The sequence below is a fragment of the Streptomyces coacervatus genome, assembly GCF_029223485.1.
Lineage (GTDB): Bacteria > Actinomycetota > Actinomycetes > Streptomycetales > Streptomycetaceae > Streptomyces > Streptomyces coacervatus.
Genome location: NZ_JARHTP010000005.1, coordinates 81,351 through 98,558 on the forward strand (window position 1 = coordinate 81,351; position 17,208 = coordinate 98,558).

At 71.0% G+C, this 17,208-nt stretch carries 14 protein-coding genes; 13 read left to right on the top strand and 1 reads right to left on the bottom strand.

Going from position 1 to position 17,208, the window contains the following annotated elements; translation table 11 throughout:
* Positions 1-184 precede the first annotated feature (184 nt).
* The 6 genes from P2Q00_RS14020 to P2Q00_RS14045 all read left to right on the top strand — a co-directional run bounded on the left by P2Q00_RS14020 (position 185) and on the right by P2Q00_RS14045 (position 7,431).
* On the top strand, positions 185-784 hold the full coding sequence (locus P2Q00_RS14020; protein WP_275772779.1) for a CGNR zinc finger domain-containing protein: 600 nt from the start codon (positions 185-187) through the stop codon (positions 782-784).
* Positions 785-1,101: 317 nt separating this feature from the next.
* Positions 1,102-1,623, top strand: a complete 522-nt coding sequence (locus P2Q00_RS14025; protein WP_010039908.1) for a sigma-70 family RNA polymerase sigma factor — start codon at positions 1,102-1,104, stop codon at positions 1,621-1,623.
* Positions 1,623-2,444, top strand: coding sequence for an anti-sigma factor family protein (locus tag P2Q00_RS14030; protein ID WP_425579625.1), 822 nt, complete (start codon positions 1,623-1,625; stop codon positions 2,442-2,444). The genes P2Q00_RS14025 and P2Q00_RS14030 overlap by 1 nt, the downstream gene beginning before the upstream one ends.
* 69 nt (positions 2,445-2,513) lie before the next feature.
* The gene (locus tag P2Q00_RS14035) at positions 2,514-5,054 is read left to right on the top strand and encodes a UvrD-helicase domain-containing protein (protein WP_275772782.1); all 2,541 of its coding nucleotides are present in this window, start codon (positions 2,514-2,516) and stop codon (positions 5,052-5,054) included.
* A 346-nt stretch (positions 5,055-5,400) separates the two neighbouring features.
* The gene (locus P2Q00_RS14040; RefSeq protein ID WP_275772783.1) at positions 5,401-6,813 is read left to right on the top strand and encodes an NAD-dependent malic enzyme; all 1,413 of its coding nucleotides are present in this window, start codon (positions 5,401-5,403) and stop codon (positions 6,811-6,813) included.
* Between the two features lie 336 nt (positions 6,814-7,149).
* Entirely contained in the window at positions 7,150-7,431 is a 282-nt protein-coding gene (locus tag P2Q00_RS14045) for an HU family DNA-binding protein (RefSeq protein WP_007382399.1), read from the top strand.
* A 101-nt stretch (positions 7,432-7,532) separates the two neighbouring features.
* On the opposite strand, the gene murA is transcribed toward P2Q00_RS14045, so the two are convergent.
* Positions 7,533-8,879, bottom strand: a complete 1,347-nt coding sequence (gene murA / locus P2Q00_RS14050) for a UDP-N-acetylglucosamine 1-carboxyvinyltransferase (protein ID WP_275772800.1) — start codon at positions 8,877-8,879, stop codon at positions 7,533-7,535.
* Between the two features lie 252 nt (positions 8,880-9,131).
* Between murA and P2Q00_RS14055 the strand changes: the two genes are divergently transcribed.
* From P2Q00_RS14055 to P2Q00_RS14085, 7 genes are all read left to right on the top strand, one after another.
* On the top strand, positions 9,132-9,704 hold the full coding sequence (locus tag P2Q00_RS14055; protein ID WP_266955832.1) for a YqgE/AlgH family protein: 573 nt from the start codon (positions 9,132-9,134) through the stop codon (positions 9,702-9,704).
* A 30-nt stretch (positions 9,705-9,734) separates the two neighbouring features.
* On the top strand, positions 9,735-10,016 hold the full coding sequence (locus P2Q00_RS14060) for a DUF3039 domain-containing protein (RefSeq protein ID WP_078912757.1): 282 nt from the start codon (positions 9,735-9,737) through the stop codon (positions 10,014-10,016).
* Between the two features lie 195 nt (positions 10,017-10,211).
* Positions 10,212-11,837 (top strand): beta-N-acetylhexosaminidase, encoded by a 1,626-nt coding sequence (locus P2Q00_RS14065; protein ID WP_275772803.1) that lies wholly within the window; start codon positions 10,212-10,214, stop codon positions 11,835-11,837.
* A gap of 244 nt (positions 11,838-12,081) precedes the next feature.
* The gene (locus tag P2Q00_RS14070) at positions 12,082-12,975 is read left to right on the top strand and encodes an FAD binding domain-containing protein (RefSeq protein WP_275772805.1); all 894 of its coding nucleotides are present in this window, start codon (positions 12,082-12,084) and stop codon (positions 12,973-12,975) included.
* Positions 12,972-14,744, top strand: a complete 1,773-nt coding sequence (locus P2Q00_RS14075) for a 2Fe-2S iron-sulfur cluster-binding protein (RefSeq protein WP_275772807.1) — start codon at positions 12,972-12,974, stop codon at positions 14,742-14,744. The genes P2Q00_RS14070 and P2Q00_RS14075 overlap by 4 nt, the downstream gene beginning before the upstream one ends.
* Positions 14,741-17,050: a xanthine dehydrogenase family protein molybdopterin-binding subunit gene (locus P2Q00_RS14080; RefSeq protein ID WP_275772809.1), complete on the top strand. Its 2,310-nt coding sequence runs from the start codon at positions 14,741-14,743 to the stop codon at positions 17,048-17,050. The genes P2Q00_RS14075 and P2Q00_RS14080 overlap by 4 nt, the downstream gene beginning before the upstream one ends.
* Positions 17,047-17,181, top strand: a complete 135-nt coding sequence (locus tag P2Q00_RS14085; protein ID WP_275772811.1) for a hypothetical protein — start codon at positions 17,047-17,049, stop codon at positions 17,179-17,181. The genes P2Q00_RS14080 and P2Q00_RS14085 overlap by 4 nt, the downstream gene beginning before the upstream one ends.
* Positions 17,182-17,208: the final 27 nt, after the last annotated feature.

A 17,208-nucleotide genomic window follows, 5' to 3' on the forward strand; every position in this document is an offset into this window, starting at 1 on the left:
GCCGATCTGGGGGCTCCGCCCCCAGGCCTCCGTTTCGGCCCTTAAGGGGCCTCGTCCTCAAACGCCGGACGGGCTGAGATGCCGCCCCCCGGTACGAGGGGTTCCGGCCGCGTCGGCGGGCAGGCACTGTAAGAGGGATCGGTTCCTCAGCCCTCAGGTTCCCGAGCCAGGCGGTGACAGGCACATGGCACTGGGTACGGCCACGTTCGCGTACGAGCTGCGGTTCGACGCCGGTCGGATCTGTCTCGACCTCCTCGCCACCACCCACCCGGAGGAGCGGTTCGACTCGGTTGAGGTGCTGTGCGCCTGGATCACCGGGGCAGGGCTGGTCCCGGCGACCACCCCGCTGGCGCACGTCGACCCGTCCTGGCTGGTCGGCTTCCGTGAACTGCGCGGACAGATAGGGCAGTTGGTGCGCGGGGGACTTGCGCCGGCAGTGCTCCGGCCGTCGTACGACATCGCGCTCGCCCGCGTGAACGAGCTCGCCCGTGTCTCGCCGCCCGCCCCCCGCGCCGTGCGGGGCGAGGACGGCTCGCTCGTGCGGGAGCTGGACGGTCCGCCCGAGCTCGCGGCGCTGCTCGGTGCGATCGCCCGGGATGCCGTGGAGCTGCTCACCGACCCCGTCGCGCGGGCCGGACTGCGGCAGTGCGAAGGGGACAACTGCCCGATCGTTTACGTGGATTCGTCCCGGGGACGCAGGAGGCGCTGGTGCTCCAGTGAGGTCTGTGGGAACCGGGAAAGGGTGGCCCGGCATCGCCGGCGGGCGGCTCTGGCGCGCGCCTGACGTCCGGTATGCGGCTTATGGGGGCCAGCTGTCGAAGTGATTTCGATTACACGCCGTTTATCCCACCCGTGAACCGGTAAGCGGTTGCGATCTCGCCAGTGTGGCGGAAATGTAAAGATCGCACGGGGGGAATGTGCTCCCATGTCCCCCTCGTCACGTCACCCCGAAGAAAACTGTCATCTCACTTTGAACATGACCCAGCCCACATCCGTACCCGTGGACGAGCGACCGACTGGGGGAACCCCCGGACATCGGAGGTGGGCGTGCGCAAGGATTCCGTCGTGGCCAATGAACGTGGATCGAGGGCCCGACATCGCATGTCCCAGCCCTCGGAACCGGATGAGGAGCTGATGCGTGCTCTGTATCGAGAGCACGCCGGACCCCTCCTTGCGTATGTGCTCCGGCTGGTCGCCGGAGATAGACAACGAGCCGAGGACGTGGTCCAGGAGACGCTTATCCGTGCCTGGAAGAACGCCGGTCAGCTCAATCGAGCGACCGGATCTGTACGCCCCTGGCTGGTGACGGTCGCGCGCCGCATCGTCATCGACGGCCACCGCAGCCGGCAGGCCCGGCCGCAGGAGGTCGATCCGTCGCCGCTGGAGGTCATTCCCGCGGAGGACGAGATCGACAAGGCGCTGTGGTTGATGACGCTGTCGGACGCGCTGGACGACCTGACCCCGGCCCACCGGGAGGTGCTCGTCGAGACGTATTTCAAGGGGCGTACGGTCAATGAGGCGGCCGAGACGCTCGGCATCCCCAGTGGCACGGTGCGCTCCCGGGTGTTCTATGCCCTGCGGTCGATGAAGCTGGCACTGGAGGAGCGGGGGGTGACGGCGTGATGAGTGTTTACGGGGGAAACCAGGGATTCGGTACAGGTGGTTCGGGTATGTCTGGCTCCATGATGGGATCTCCGGGCCCGAGCGAGCACGAAACGGTCGGTGCCTACGCCCTCGGCATCCTCGACGACGCCGAGGCATCCGCCTTTGAAGCACACCTCGCGACCTGCGAGTGGTGCGCCCAGCAGCTCGACGAGCTGGCCGGGATGGAGCCGATGCTCGCCGCCCTCGCGGATCTGCCGGGGACCGGTTCGCCCGCGATCGGGGAGTCCCTGTCCGCCAGGCCCAGCCCACGGCTCGCGGAGAAGCTGGTCGACGAGGTCTCCGAGCGCCGGGCACAGAAGCGCCGCAAGGGCTTCTACCTGGTGGCGGCCGCGGCCGCGCTGATCATCGGCGGCCCGCTCACGGTCATGGCCGTGAACGGCGGCGGTGACTCGGGCACGACCGCCACACCGCTGGCGGCCGGCGCCAAGGCGGCCTTCGGCACCATCTCCGACAAGGTCTCGGCCACGGACGCGTCCACCAAGGTCAAGGCGACCGTGGCGATGGAGCAGAAGGACTGGGGCACCTGGGGCGTCGTCGAGCTCAGCAATGTCAAGGGCCCGCTGAAGTGCTCGCTCATCGCCGTCGGCAAGAACGGCGAGCGCGAGACCATGTCCTCCTGGTCGGTCCCGAAGTGGGGCTACGGCATCCCGAACGCCAAGACCGAGGAGGCGAAGCAGCCCCTCTACGCCCAGGGCGGCGCGGCCTTCAAGCCCAATGAGATCGACCACTTCGAGGTCATGACCTTCCAGGGAAAGAAGCTCGTCGAGATCAACGCGTAGCGTACGTAGCTTTGCCGGGCCCCCTTCGCGTACGGTTGACGGCTGCCATGCACGTCAGAAGGGGGCCCGGTGGGCGCTCAGGCTCAACAGGAAACCGCCGTCGGCTCGGATCACGACTCTGTACGCGACCGAGAGATCAGCGTCGAACAGGAACACCTCGACCGGGTGTACCGGCGTCTTGAGGAGAAGATCCACGAGGCCGAGTTCCTTATGAACGACGCGGCCAAGCGCGGCCAGGTCGGCACGCCCGGCGCGCTCGCCGAACGGGACGCCCAGGTCTTCCGGGCGGGTGTCCATCTCAACCGGCTCAACAATGAATTCGAGGACTTCCTCTTCGGGCGGATCGACCTGCTGCTCGGCAAGGACGGCAAGAAGGGGCCCGACGGCGCCTACACCGCCGTAGAGCCTGCCGATGGTGCCGTGCGGGACGACGACACCGCCGACATCGCCGAGACCCTGCACATCGGGCGCATCGGTGTCCTGGACTCCGAGTACGCACCGCTCGTCATCGACTGGCGGGCGCCCGCCGCCGCCCCCTTCTACCGCTCCACCCCCGTCGACCCCGGCCGGGTAGTGCGCCGCCGCGTCATCCGCTCCAAGGGGCGCAAGGTCCTGGGCGTAGAGGACGACCTGATGCGCCCCGAGCTCAAGGCCACCCTCGACGGCCACGAGCTGCCCGTCATCGGCGACGGAGCCCTGATGGCAGCCCTCGGCCAGGCCCGCAGCCACACCATGCGGGACATCGTCGCCTCCATCCAGGCCGAACAGGACCTGGTCATCCGCGCCCCCGCCGCCTCCGTGACCTACGTCGAGGGCGGCCCCGGGACGGGCAAGACGGCCGTGGCACTCCACCGCGCCGCCTACCTGCTCTACCAGGACCGGCGCCGGTACGCGGGCGGCATCCTGATCGTCTCCCCGACCCCCCTGCTCGTGGCCTACACCGAGGGCGTCCTCCCCTCCCTCGGCGAGGAGGGCCAGGTCGCCATCCGCGCCATCGGCTCGCTCGTCGACGGCACGGAGGCCACGCTGTACGACGCCCCGTCCACCGCCCGCGCCAAGGGCTCGTACCGCATGCTCAAGGTCCTGCGGAAGGCGGCGCGGGGGGTGCTTGAGCTGGGGCCGGGCGCCGGCCCCGGCAGTCCGGCGGCGTCCGGCTCGGGCGCGACTGGCGCGAACGGCACCGGCTCCGGCGCGAATGGCCGGAACGGCACCGGCTCCGGCGCGAATGCCCGGCGCGGCACCGGCTCCGGAACCGCTTCGGCCTCGGACCCCGGCCGTTCCCGCTCCGCATCGGCTCCTGGCGCCGCCGGTTCCGGTCAGCTCGCCCTCGGTGACGAAGACGAAGCAGCCGTAGCCCCCGCCGGTCCTCCCAACCGTCTCCGCGTGGTCGCCTTCGGACGCCGCCTGGAGCTGGAGGCCGGCGCGCTGGAACGCGTCCGCCGTAACGCACTCGGCGGCACGGCCCCCGTGAACCTGCTGCGTCCCCGCGCCCGCAAGCTCCTCCTGGACGCCCTGTGGGAGCAGTCCGGCGCCGCCACCCGCCACAGCGACCCGGAACTCGCCGCCGAGCTGCGGTCCTCCTTCGACGAGGACATCACCTCCGAGGACAGCTTCATCGCGTTCCTCGACGCCTGGTGGCCCGAGCTGACGCCTAAGGCCGTCCTCGCCGCCATGTCCGACGAGCGGCGCCTGGGCCGCTGGGCCCGCCGGATCCTCAACCCCGGCGAGGTCCGCAGAGTGGCCCGCTCGCTCAGACGCGACGGCCACTCGGTGCACGACATCGCCATGCTCGACGAGCTCCAGTCGATCCTCGGCACCCCGGCCCGCCCGAAGAAGAAGCGCGAACTGGACCCGCTCGACCAGCTCACCGGCCTGGAGGAGCTGATGCCGGTCCGCGAGGAGTCGCAGCGCGAGCGCGCCGAGCGCCTCGCGCAGGAGCGCACCGAGTACGCCCATGTCATCGTCGACGAGGCCCAGGACCTCACACCGATGCAGTGGCGCATGGTCGGCCGCCGCGGCCGGCACGCCACCTGGACGGTCGTGGGCGACCCGGCCCAGTCCTCCTGGTCCGACCCCGACGAGGCGGCCGAGGCGAGGGACGAGGCCCTGGGCACCCGCCCCCGCCGCCGCTTCGAGCTCACCGTCAACTACCGCAACCCGGCCGAGATCGCCGAGCTCGCGTCCAAGGTGCTGGCCCTCGCCATGCCGGGCTCCAAGTCCCCGTCGGCCGTCCGCTCCACCGGCGTCGAACCGCGCTTCCGCGTCGTACGGGACTCCCTCGCGCAGACCGTCCGCGAGGAAGCCGCCCGCCTCCTCGACCGCGTCGACGGCACCGTCGGCGTGGTCGTCGCCATGCAGCGCCGCGAGGAGGCGGCCCGGTGGCTGGCAGGGCTCGGCGACCGGGTGGTGGCCCTCGGCAGCCTGGAGGCGAAGGGTCTGGAGTACGACGCGACGGTCGTCGTCTCGCCCGCCGAGATCGCGGACGAGTCCCCGGCGGGCCTGCGCGTGCTGTACGTCGCCCTCACCCGCGCGACCCAGCAGCTGACCATCGTCTCCGCAGACCGGGACGAGCCGGACACGAACGGAGTGCCCGACCTGCTCCGGGACTGATCGGACCGGCCGACCGGACCGGATCTGACGGCCGACCGGATTAGAACCGGATGAACTCTCGGTACGGGAATGGCCTTACGGGATCTGTTTGTTAGCCTGGGTGTGGCACCGGCCCGATCCAAGCCCCCGGGCCCAACCTTCGTCGCTACGAGCGACCACTTGCCGCGAGGCGAGCATGGCGGGTCGGTGCCACTGAATTCTCCGGAGGCCCGCGTCCAATGTGACGCGGGCCTCTTTTGTTGTGAACAAAACGATCGCAATCCAGCGCGGCTAACGCCTACTCGGCAGTAGGTGCGACCATCGGACGGCATACCCAGCGTCACGGTGAAAGCAGAGGAAGTCGGCCATGGCAACGGCGCCCAGCGTCTCCTACTCCATTACGGTCCGGTTGGAGGTGCCCGCGAGCGGAACCGCGGTCTCCCAGATCACCACGGCCGTAGAGTCCCACGGAGGCTCGGTGACCGGCCTCGACGTGACCGCCTCAGGCCACGAGAAGCTCCGGATCGACGTCACCATCGCGGCGAGCTCCACCGCCCACGCCGACGAGATCGTCCAGCAGCTGCGCGGCATCGAGGGCGTCACCCTCGGCAAGGTCTCCGACCGTACGTTCCTCATGCACCTCGGCGGCAAGATCGAGATGCAGTCCAAGCACCCCATCCGCAACCGTGACGACCTCTCGATGATCTACACGCCGGGTGTGGCCCGCGTCTGCATGGCGATCGCCGAGAACCCCGAGGACGCCCGCCGCCTCACCATCAAGCGCAACTCCGTTGCGGTCGTGACGGACGGATCGGCCGTGCTGGGCCTGGGCAACATCGGCCCGAAGGCCGCCCTCCCGGTCATGGAGGGCAAGGCGGCCCTCTTCAAGCGGTTCGCCGGCATCGACGCCTGGCCGCTCTGCCTCGACACCCAGGACACCGACGCGATCGTCGAGATCGTGAAGGCGATCGCCCCGGGCTTCGCCGGCATCAACCTGGAGGACATCTCCGCCCCCCGCTGCTTCGAGATCGAGGCCCGGCTGCGCGAGGCCCTCGACATCCCCGTCTTCCACGACGACCAGCACGGCACCGCGATCGTCGTCCTCGCCGCCCTCACGAACGCACTTCGCGTCACCGGCAAGGCAATTGAGAACATCCGGGTCGTCATGTCCGGCGCCGGCGCGGCCGGTACGGCCATCCTCAAGCTGCTGCTCGCCGCGGGCGTCAAGAACGCGGTCGTCGCCGACATCCACGGCGTCGTGCACGCCGGCCGCGACGACCTGCGCGAGGCCGCCGCGGACTCGCCGCTGCGCTGGATCGCCGACAACACCAACCCCGAGGGCCTGACCGGCACGCTGAAGGAAGCCGTTCGCGGAGCCGACGTCTTCATCGGCGTCTCGGCGCCCAACGTGCTGGACGGCGACGACGTGGCCGCCATGGCCGACGGCGCTATCGTGTTCGCGCTCGCGAACCCCGACCCCGAGGTCGACCCGGCAATCGCCCGCCAGACGGCGGCCGTTGTGGCCACCGGACGCTCCGACTTCCCGAACCAGATCAACAACGTGCTGGTCTTCCCGGGCGTCTTCCGCGGCCTGCTGGACGCCCAGTCCCGCACGGTCAACACCGAGATGATGCTGGCCGCCGCGACCGCCCTCGCGAGCGTGGTGACCGAGGACGAGCTCAACCCGAACTACATCATCCCCAGCGTCTTCAACGACAAGGTCGCGGGCGCGGTGGCCGGTGCGGTGCGGGAAGCGGCGAAGGCGGCGGCCGCGTCGTAAGGGCCTTTACGTAGGCTGTGAGGATCGCCACGGCAAGGCCTTGCACCGGCGCGTCGTGGAACCTGACCCTCCTGGTCGGCGTTTATCGTGTCGGCCAGGCTCAGGCCCCTCTTTTCGTGTGACTCCCAAGGGTGTTCTCACGACTCCTGCGGGTGCCGGATTGGCTTTCGCGCCGCAGGTAGGGGCAGGATGCGTCCCTGGGCGCGAGGGGTCTGACCACGGACCCGGGCCCGGGGCCTCTCCGAGGACCCTGGCAGCATCGGCTTCACCGTGCCCGATATGCGGCTCCGCCGCGTGGCACGCCTCAAACGGCAAGAAGAACACGGGAGTAACAACATGAACCGCAGTGAGCTGGTGGCCGCCCTGGCCGACCGCGCCGAGGTGACCCGCAAGGACGCCGACGCCGTGCTGGCCGCGTTCGCCGAGACCGTCGGCGAGATCGTCGCCAAGGGCGACGAGAAGGTCACCATCCCCGGCTTCCTGACCTTCGAGCGCACCCACCGTGCCGCTCGCACCGCGCGCAACCCGCAGACCGGCGACCCGATCCAGATCCCGGCCGGCTACAGCGTCAAGGTCTCCGCGGGCTCCAAGCTGAAGGAAGCCGCCAAGGGCAAGTAAGCCTGGCGGTGCGTCTCGGGACGACGTACGAGGCTCAGTAACGCCAATGGGGCGGCCACCCGGTCCGGGTGGCCGCCCCATCGTCGTACGTACGACGGTTGTTACCCGAGCGCCTTGCCCGGCAGTTCGACCTTCGCACCCAGCTCCACGAGCTTCTCCATGAAGTTCTCGTAGCCGCGGTTGATGAGGTCGATGCCGTGGACGCGGGACGTGCCCTGGGCCGCCAACGCGGCGATGAGGTACGAGAAGCCGCCGCGGAGGTCCGGGATGACCAGGTCGGCGCCCTGGAGCTTGGTGGGGCCCGAGACGACGGCCGAGTGCAGGAAGTTGCGCTGGCCGAAGCGGCAGTCCGAGCCGCCCAGGCACTCGCGGTACAGCTGGATGTGAGCACCCATCTGGTTCAGCGCGGAGGTGAAGCCGAGGCGGGACTCGTAGACCGTCTCGTGGATGATCGAGAGGCCCGTGGCCTGCGTGAGGGCGACGACGAGCGGCTGCTGCCAGTCCGTCTGGAAGCCCGGGTGCACGTCCGTTTCGAGCGCGATGGACTTCAACTGGCCGCCGGGGTGCCAGAACCGGATGCCCTCGTCGTCGATCTCGAAGGCACCGCCCACCTTCCGGTAGGTGTTCAGGAACGTCATCATCGAGCGCTGCTGCGCGCCGCGGACGTAGATGTTGCCCTCGGTCGCCAGCGCCGCGGACGCCCAGGAGGCGGCCTCCAGACGGTCCGGGAGGGCGGCGTGGTTGTAGCCGCTGAGCCGGTCCACACCGGTGACGCGGATCGTGCGGTCGGTGTCCATCGCGATGATGGCGCCCATTTTCTGCAGGACGCAGATCAGGTCCTCGATCTCCGGCTCCACAGCCGCGTTCGAGAGCTCCGTGACGCCCTCCGCGAGGACGGCGGTCAGCAGCACCTGCTCGGTCGCGCCCACGGACGGGTAGGGCAGCCGGATCTTCGTGCCGCGCAGCCGCTGCGGCGCCTCCAGGTACTGCCCGTCCTCCCGCTTCTCGATCCGCGCGCCGAACTGCCGCAGCACCTCGAAGTGGAAGTCGATCGGACGGCCGCCGATGTCGCAGCCGCCCAGCCCCGGGATGAACGCGTGGCCGAGGCGGTGCAGCAGCGGGCCGCAGAACAGGATCGGGATACGGCTGGAACCCGCGTGCGCGTCGATGTCCGCGACGTTCGCACTCTCCACGTGCGAGGGGTCCATCACCAGTTCGCCCGGCTCCTCACCCGGACGGACCGTCACCCCGTGCAGCTGCAGCAGTCCGCGTACGACACGAACGTCCCGGATGTCCGGAACGTTGCGCAGTCGACTCGGTTCACTGCCCAGCAGGGCGGCGACCATGGCCTTCGGTACGAGGTTCTTCGCACCGCGGACACGGATCTCGCCCTCCAGCGGGGTTCCGCCGTGGACAAGCAGTACGTCGTCAGTGCCGTTGACGGTCATGTATCTCGCGTTCCGATGAGTCGGGCAGGGGCCAGAAGGGAAAGGGTAATCGCCGCCCACCCCCCTTCTGTAAGTCCAAGTACGGCCCAGCTACGTCATAGCTGTGTCACAACACGAACCGTTCCCCAACGGGCACATGGGGTCACCGGCCCCGATGCGCGCCCAGGGTGCTTCATTCCGCCCTGAGCTGCATTCACCCACTAACCGCCATTGCCTCCCCAAGCGAAGGCAAGATGCGGGATCATGTCTGCCATGACCGAGGTGTCCTCGCTCACAGGGCGGTTGCTCGTGGCAACGCCCGCCCTGGCGGACCCGAACTTCGACCGTGCGGTGGTGCTCCTTCTCGACCACGACGAGGAGGGCTCCCTCGGTGTCGTCCTCAACCGGCCCACGCCCGTGGACGTCGGCGACATCCTGGAGGGCTGGGCGGACCTCGCGGGTGAACCCGGCGTCGTCTTCCAGGGCGGCCCGGTGTCACTGGACTCGGCCCTGGGGGTCGCCGTCATCCCGGGCGGCGCCACCGTCGACGGGGCGCCGCTGGGCTGGCGCAGAGTGCACGGCGCGATCGGTCTGGTCGACCTTGAGGCACCGCCCGAGCTGCTCGCCTCGGCCCTCGGCAGCTTGAGAATCTTCGCCGGATACGCGGGTTGGGGCCCCGGCCAGCTGGAGGACGAGCTGGTCGAGGGCGCCTGGTACGTCGTCGAGTCCGAGCCCGGCGACGTCTCCTCGCCGTCCCCGGAAAGACTCTGGCGCGAGGTCCTGCGCCGCCAGCGCAACGAACTGGCGATGGTGGCCACGTATCCGGACGACCCATCGCTCAACTGATGCGTGTGACCTTCAGTACCCTTGGTCGGTATGAGCACTCTTGAGCCCGAGCGCGGGACTGGTACGGGGACCCTCGTAGAGCCGACGCCACAGGTGTCCCACGGCGACGGCGACCACGAGCGCTTCGCCCACTACGTCCAGAAGGACAAGATCATGGCGAGCGCCCTCGACGGCACCCCCGTCGTGGCGCTCTGCGGCAAGGTGTGGGTACCCGGCCGCGACCCGAAGAAGTACCCCGTGTGTCCCATGTGCAAGGAGATCTACGAGTCCATGGGTGCCGGCGGCGACAAGGGCAAGGACGGCGACAAGTAGCCCGTACCGCCTGAGCTTCGCCAGGCCCCCGGGGCGCGCTGTGCCGCGCCCCGGGGGCCTTTGTGCGTCTGCGCGTCACGAAGTGGCTGGGACCTCTTGTGGGCATGTTCATGGATTCCCTAGCCTCCGTTGTGCAGGGCGAAACCACCATTGCGCATGCTGCAACGCGCGTTCGGTAAAGGACTGAGGACTGACGTGACTGAACTGATTCCGGGGCCCCGCAGCGTCGTCGTCGGTTCCGGCGAAGTGCGGCTGACGGCGCACTCGCAGCTCTACGCCGGCACGGCGACGGAGGGCGTCGGCCGCTGGCTGCGTACCGTCCTCTGGCAGGCCACCGGACTGCCGTTGCGTGAGGGGCGAGAGCTCGACGACACCGACGGCGACGGCATCGGGCTCCAGCTCGATGCCTCGCTCGGCCCCGAGGAGTACCGCCTCGTCAGTGACCGGAACGGCGTCCTCATCGAGGGCGGCAGCGCGGCCGGTGTCTTCTGGGGCGCCCAGACGCTGCGCCAGCTCCTCGGCCCCGACGCGTACCGCAGGGCCCCGCTCGGCCGCGAACGCACCTGGGCCGTGCCGCATCTCACGATCGAGGACGCTCCCCGCTTCCGCTGGCGCGGCCTCATGCTCGACGTGGCCCGGCACTTCATGCCGAAGGAAGGCGTCCTGCGTCACCTCGACCTGATGGCCGCGCACAAACTCAACGTCTTCCACTTCCACTTGACGGACGACCAGGGCTGGCGCATAGAGATCAAGAGGTACCCCCGGCTGACCGAGGTCGGCTCATGGCGGGCCCGCACGAAATTCGGCCACCGGGCCTCACCGCTGTGGGAGGAGAAGCCGCACGGTGGCTTCTACACCCAGGACGACATCCGCGAGATCGTCGCCTACGCCGCCGAGCGGCATATCACCGTCGTCCCCGAAATCGACGTACCCGGCCACTCGCAGGCCGCCATCGCCGCGTACCCGGAACTCGGAAACACCGACGTCATCGACACCACAACCCTCTCCGTCTGGGACAACTGGGGGATCTCTGCCAACGTACTCGCCCCCACTGACAACACCCTGCGCTTCTACGAGGGGGTGTTCGAGGAACTCCTCGACCTGTTCCCGGCGGAGTTCATTCACGTCGGCGGTGACGAATGCCTCAAGGACCAATGGCGCCGGTCGCCGGCCGCGCAGGCCCGTATCGGGGAACTCGGGCTCGCGGACGAGGACGAGTTGCAGGCGTGGTTCATCGGACACTTCGACAAGTGGCTGACCGCGCGCGGGCGCAGGCTCATCGGCTGGGACGAGATCCTGGAGGGCGGACTCGCCGAGGGTGCGGCCGTGTCCTCGTGGCGCGGGTACGCGGGCGGGGTGGCCGCCGCCCGGGCCGGTCACGACGTCGTCATGTGCCCCGAGCAGTACGTGTACTTGGACCACCGCCAGGCGGCGGGCGAGGATGAGCCGGTGCCGATCGCCCATGTGCGCACCCTGGAGGACGTCTACCGCTTCGAGCCCGTTCCGCCGGAGTTGACCTCCGACGAGGCCGGACATGTGCTCGGCACGCAGGCCAACGTGTGGACCGAGGTGATGGAGGACCCCGCGCGGGTGGACTACCAGACGTACCCGCGGCTTTCGGCCTTCGCCGAGGTGGCCTGGAGTGCGCTCCCCGCCCCGGCGGAACGGGACTTCGCCGACTTCGAGCGGCGGATGGCCGTCCACTACCGGCGACTTGACGCCCTGGGGGTGGGCTACCGGCCGCCGGCCGGGCCGTTGCCCTGGCAGAAGCGCCCCGGTGTGCTCGGGCGGCCGAAGGAGGGGACTCCCCCGAACAGGTAGCCGGGCTCCCGAACAGCTAAGGCAAAAATGTCGTAAGCATCACCGAAGAGTGGCAATTCGTGCGCACCGGTGATGCCGTACGAAAACGGACCATCTCCCTGGTGAGGTGGGCGAATGCCTCCTAGCGGACCCCCGTCCTCGGGTGTTGCGAAGATGTGCCAGAGTTGCCACGTCCGCCCTGTCAGCACGTACCGTACGGCAACACAGGTGGGACCAGGTGGGGCAGCGGGAAGGGGCAGCCGGTTTGACCACGCACGCACCGCAGGCGGCGCAGGCCGTCACGCTGCCCACGACACTGGACGAGGCCGTGGCGGCGCTCACCGCCGTGCCTGCCGCCGTGCCCGTGGCCGGCGGCACCGACCTCATGGCCGCCGTCAACTCCGGGCAGCTCAGGCCCGCCGCACTGGTCGGTCTCGGCAGGATCAGCGAGATCCGCGGCTGGCAGTACCAGGACGGACACGCCCTGCTCGGCGCCGGACTCACGCACGCGCGCATGGGCCGCCCCGACTTCGCGGCCCTGATCCCGGCGCTCGCCGCCGCCGCGCGCGCGGCGGGCCCGCCGCAGATCCGCAACGCGGGCACCCTGGGCGGCAACATCGCCTCGGCCGCTCCCACCGGGGACGCGCTGCCGGTGCTGGCCGCCCTGGAGGCGACACTGATCATCGCGGGCCCGGGCGGAGCCCGCCGGGAGATCCCGGTGTCGCACCTGCTGGCCGCGGTGGAGATGCTGCGCGCCGGCGAACTCATCGGGTACGTGCGCGTGCCGCTGCTGCACGCGCCGCAGGTCTTCCTGAAGGCGACCGGCCGGACCGGCCCCGGACGCGCGGTCGCGTCCGTCGCGCTCGTCCTCGACCCCGCCCGGCGCGGAGTGCGGTGCGCCGTCGGAGCCATAGCGCCGATGCCGCTCAGGCCCCTGGACGCCGAGCAGTGGGTCGCCCGGCTCATCGACTGGGACAACGGCCGGACGATCGTCCCGGAGGCGCTGACCGCCTTCGGGGAGTACGTCGCCGCGGCCTGCATCCCCGACCCCGTCCCCGAGTCGGACGGCACCGTTCCACAGCTTCCGCCCGCCGTACTGCACCTGCGGCGCACCGTCGCCGCACTGGCCCGACGAGCATTGGGGAGGGCGCTGTCGTGACCGACGACCAGCACGGAGAGAGCACGCCCCACGGCGGCGGCCGCTGGGACCCGCTGCCCCAGGGCGACTACGACGACGGCGCCACCGCCTTCGTGAAACTCCCCGAAGGGGGCATCGACGCCCTCCTGGCCTCCGCCGACAGTCCCCTTGCAGCGCCCGGCCACGGCTATGTGCCGCCGCCGATAGCGGTCGATCCCGGCTCGACCGCGGGGGCCGACCCGGCGGCGACCGGCACCTGGGCCGTGCCCGCCGACGGCGCCCAGTGGCCCGACCCCAACGCCGTGCCGCAGGACGCCACGGGCGACCGGTTCACGTACAACCCCGCCGCCACGCAGCAGTGGAACTTCGGGGAGGCGGCGACTCAGGAGTCCGCCCCCGCGCCGGGCCACGACGTGACCGGGCAGTGGTCGATCCCCGTGGCCGGGGGCGACCTTCCGGACGAATCGGGCGAGTTCACCACGTCGTCGCTGGTCCAGCAGTGGGGCGGCACACCGCCGGCCACGCTCCCGGGCGGCGCCCCCGCCCCCTGGGCGACGGAGTCGGCGGGACAGCCCTGGGGACAGCCGCAGACCGAGGAGCCGACGGCGCCCGAGGACGCGCGCGAACACACCGCCGACCCATCGGCGGGTGCGGGGCACGCGTACGAGCAGTCCCCGGCGCACACCCGCAGCCGGCCCGCCGGGCATGCGCCGGAGCACCCCGGGACTCCCGCCGCCCACGCGCCCGCGGAGCCGGACCGGGCCACGCACGAACCCGGGACCGCGCGGGCGCACACCGCCGAGCAGTCGGCCCCGCCCGCCGCCTACGCGGACGCGCCCGCCGAATCCGCCGCAGCGGCCTCGCAGTCCACCCACGGGCCCAGTGGGGCCGCCGGGGCGGCAGCGGGCGTCCAGGAGGCCGAGGGGGCGCCTGAGGGGGCCGTGGAGCCGCTCGCGGAGCCTGCGGCGGATGCCGGGCCGGACGGCGCCGGACCGCCCGCACGGACGGCGACCGCGCTCGCCGACCCCAACGCGCCCGAATCCCCGGACACTTCGGACACTTCGGTCGGCCTGGACTCCGCCGACGGCTCGGACGAGGCCGTGGACGCCGTCGACGAGGCCCCGCCGCCCTCCGGCGAGGAACACCCCCTCGCCTCCTACGTCCTGCGCGTCAACGGCGTGGAGCGCCCCGTCTCCGACGCGTGGATCGGCGAGTCGCTGCTCTACGTGCTGCGCGAGCGGCTCGGTCTCGCGGGCGCCAAGGACGGCTGCTCACAGGGCGAGTGCGGGGCCTGCAACGTGCAGGTCGACGGACGTCTTGTGGCCTCCTGCCTGGTGCCGGCCGTGACCGCCGCCGGCAGCGAGGTCCGTACGGTCGAGGGGCTCGCCGTCGACGGGCAGCCGTCGGACGTGCAGCGTGCGCTCGCCCGGTGCGGCGCCGTGCAGTGCGGCTTCTGCGTGCCCGGCATGGCGATGACCGTGCACGACCTGCTGGAGGGCAACCCGGCACCGACCGAACTGGAGACCCGCCAGGCCCTGTGCGGCAACCTGTGCCGCTGCTCCGGCTACCGCGGCGTCGTGGACGCCGTCCAGGAGGTCGTCGCCGAACGCGAGGCGCTCTCCGCGGGCGACGGTGCCGAACAGGACGGCGACGAGGCACGTATCCCTCACCAGGCGGGCCCGGGAGCCGGCGGAGTCAACCCGTCGGCGTTCGAGTCACCCGGGGCCATGAACCCGGGGCCCGCCAGGCCGCATGACCAGGCGTACGGACAGGACGGAGGCCAGGCGTGAGCAACGAAGCCGCCACCGCGACCACCGCCGCGGAGGCAGCACCAGCCCCCGAGCAGCTGCCGCACGGCCTCGGCGCGTCCCTGCCGGCCGCCGACACCCGCGCCAAGACCGAGGGCACGTTCCCGTACGCGGCGGACCTGTGGGCCGAGGGCCTGCTGTGGGCCGCCGTACTGCGCTCCCCGCACCCGCACGCGCGCATTGTGTCCATCGACACATCCCACGCGCGCGAGATGCCGGGCGTACGGGCCGTCGTCACCCACGAGGACGTGCCGGGCGCCACCCGCTACGGCCGGGGCGCCACCGACCGGCCCGTGTTCGCCTCAGAGGTCGTACGGCATCACGGCGAGCCCATCGCCGCCGTCGCCGCCGACCACCCGGACACCGCGCGAATGGCCGCCGCGGCCGTCATCGTCGAGTACGAAGTACTCGACCCGGTGACCGACCCCGAGCAGGCATTCGAGGCCGAGCCGCTGCACCCCGAAGGCAACCTGATCCGGCACATCCCGCTGCGTCACGGCGACCCGGACGCGGCCGGCGAGATCGTCGTCGAGGGCCAGTACCGCATCGGCCGCCAGGACCCGGCTCCCATCGGCGCCGAGGCCGGCCTCGCGGTGCCCCGCCCCGACGGAGGCGTCGAGCTGTACCTGGCCTCCACCGACCCGCACAACGACCGCGACACCGCCGCCGCCTGCTACGGGCTCGAACCCGAGCGCGTCAAGATCGTCGTCACCGGCGTGCCCGGCGCGACGGCCGACCGCGAGGACCAGGGCTTCCAACTCCCGCTGGGCCTGCTGGCGTTGAAGACCGGCTGCCCGGTGAAACTCACCGCGACGCGCGAAGAGTCCTTCCTGGGCCACACCCACCGGCACCCGACCCTCCTTCGCTACCGCCACCACGCCGACGCCGAGGGCAGGCTCGTCAAGGTCGAGGCGCAGATCCTGCTCGACGCGGGCGCATACGCCGACACGTCCTCCGAGGCCCTGGCCGCCGCCGTCGGCTTCGCCTGCGGCCCCTACGTCGTCCCGAACGCCTTCATCGAGGGCTGGGCCGTACGCACCAACAACCCGCCCTCCGGCCATGTGCGCGGCGAGGGCGCGATGCAGGTCTGCGCCGCCTACGAGGCGCAGATGGACAAGCTCGCGAAGAAACTGGGCCTCGACCCGGCGGAACTGCGCCTGCGCAACGCGATGGCCACCGGTGACGTACTCCCGACGGGCCAGACGGTGACCTGCCCGGCGCCGGTCGCCGAACTCCTGCAGGCGGTACGGGACTTCCCGCTGCCCGCGCTCCCCAAGGACACCCCCGAGGACGAGTGGCTGCTGCCCGGCGGCCCCGAGGGCGCGGGCGAACCGGGCGCGGTGCGCCGGGGCGTGGGCTACGGCCTGGGCATGGTGCACATGCTCGGCGCGGAGGGCGCCGACGAGGTGTCCACGGCGACGGTCAAGGTCCAGGACGGCGTGGCGACCGTGCTCTGCGCGGCCGTCGAGACCGGCCAGGGCTTCACCACGCTGGCCCGCCAGATCGTCCAGGAGACCCTCGGCATCGACGAGGTGCACGTGGCGCCCGTCGACACCGACCAGCCTCCGGCCGGCGCGGGCTGCCGCGGCCGCCACACCTGGGTGTCCGGCGGTGCCGTGGAGCGTGCGGCGAAGATGGTCCGTACGCAGCTCCTGCAGCCCCTGGCGCACAAGTTCGGTATGTCCACGGAGCTGTTGCAGATCACGGACGGCAAGATCACGTCGTACGACGGAGTCCTGTCGACCACCGTCACAGAGGCGATGGACGGCAAGGAGCTCTGGGCGACGGCCCAGTGCCGTCCGCACCCGACCGAACCCCTGGACGAGTCCGGCCAGGGCGACGCCTTCGTCGGGATGGCGTTCTGCGCGATCCGCGCGGTCGTGGACGTCGACATCGAGCTCGGTTCGGTACGGGTCGTGGAGCTGGCGCTCGCCCAGGACGTCGGCCGGGTCCTCAACCCGGCCCAGCTGGCCGCCCGTATCGAGGCGGGCGTGACGCAGGGTGTCGGCATCGCGTTGACGGAAAACCTGCGCACCGCGCGCGGGTTGATCCGCCACCCCGACCTGACGGGCTACGCCCTGCCGACCGCCCTGGACGCGCCGGACATCCGCATCGTCAAGCTGGTCGAGGAGCGCGACGTGGTTGCGCCCTTCGGCGCGAAGGCGGTCAGCGCGGTGCCGGTGGTCACCTCCCCGGCGGCCGTCGCCTCCGCCGTACGGGCCGCGACGGGGCGCCCGGTCAACCGGCTGCCGATAAGGCCACAGGCCGCGGTGGTGACGGACCGATGAGCGCACCGGAGCCCGGGCCCGAGGAGCCGCGGTACGAACCGCCGCCCCCTGTCGGCAAGTTGCTGGTGTGGGTGCTGGTGTTCGTGGTGGCGGCGTTGGCGGTCGTACTCGGCGGCGTGTACTTCACGTAGTGCGGGGCACCTGATGCGTGGCGTGGA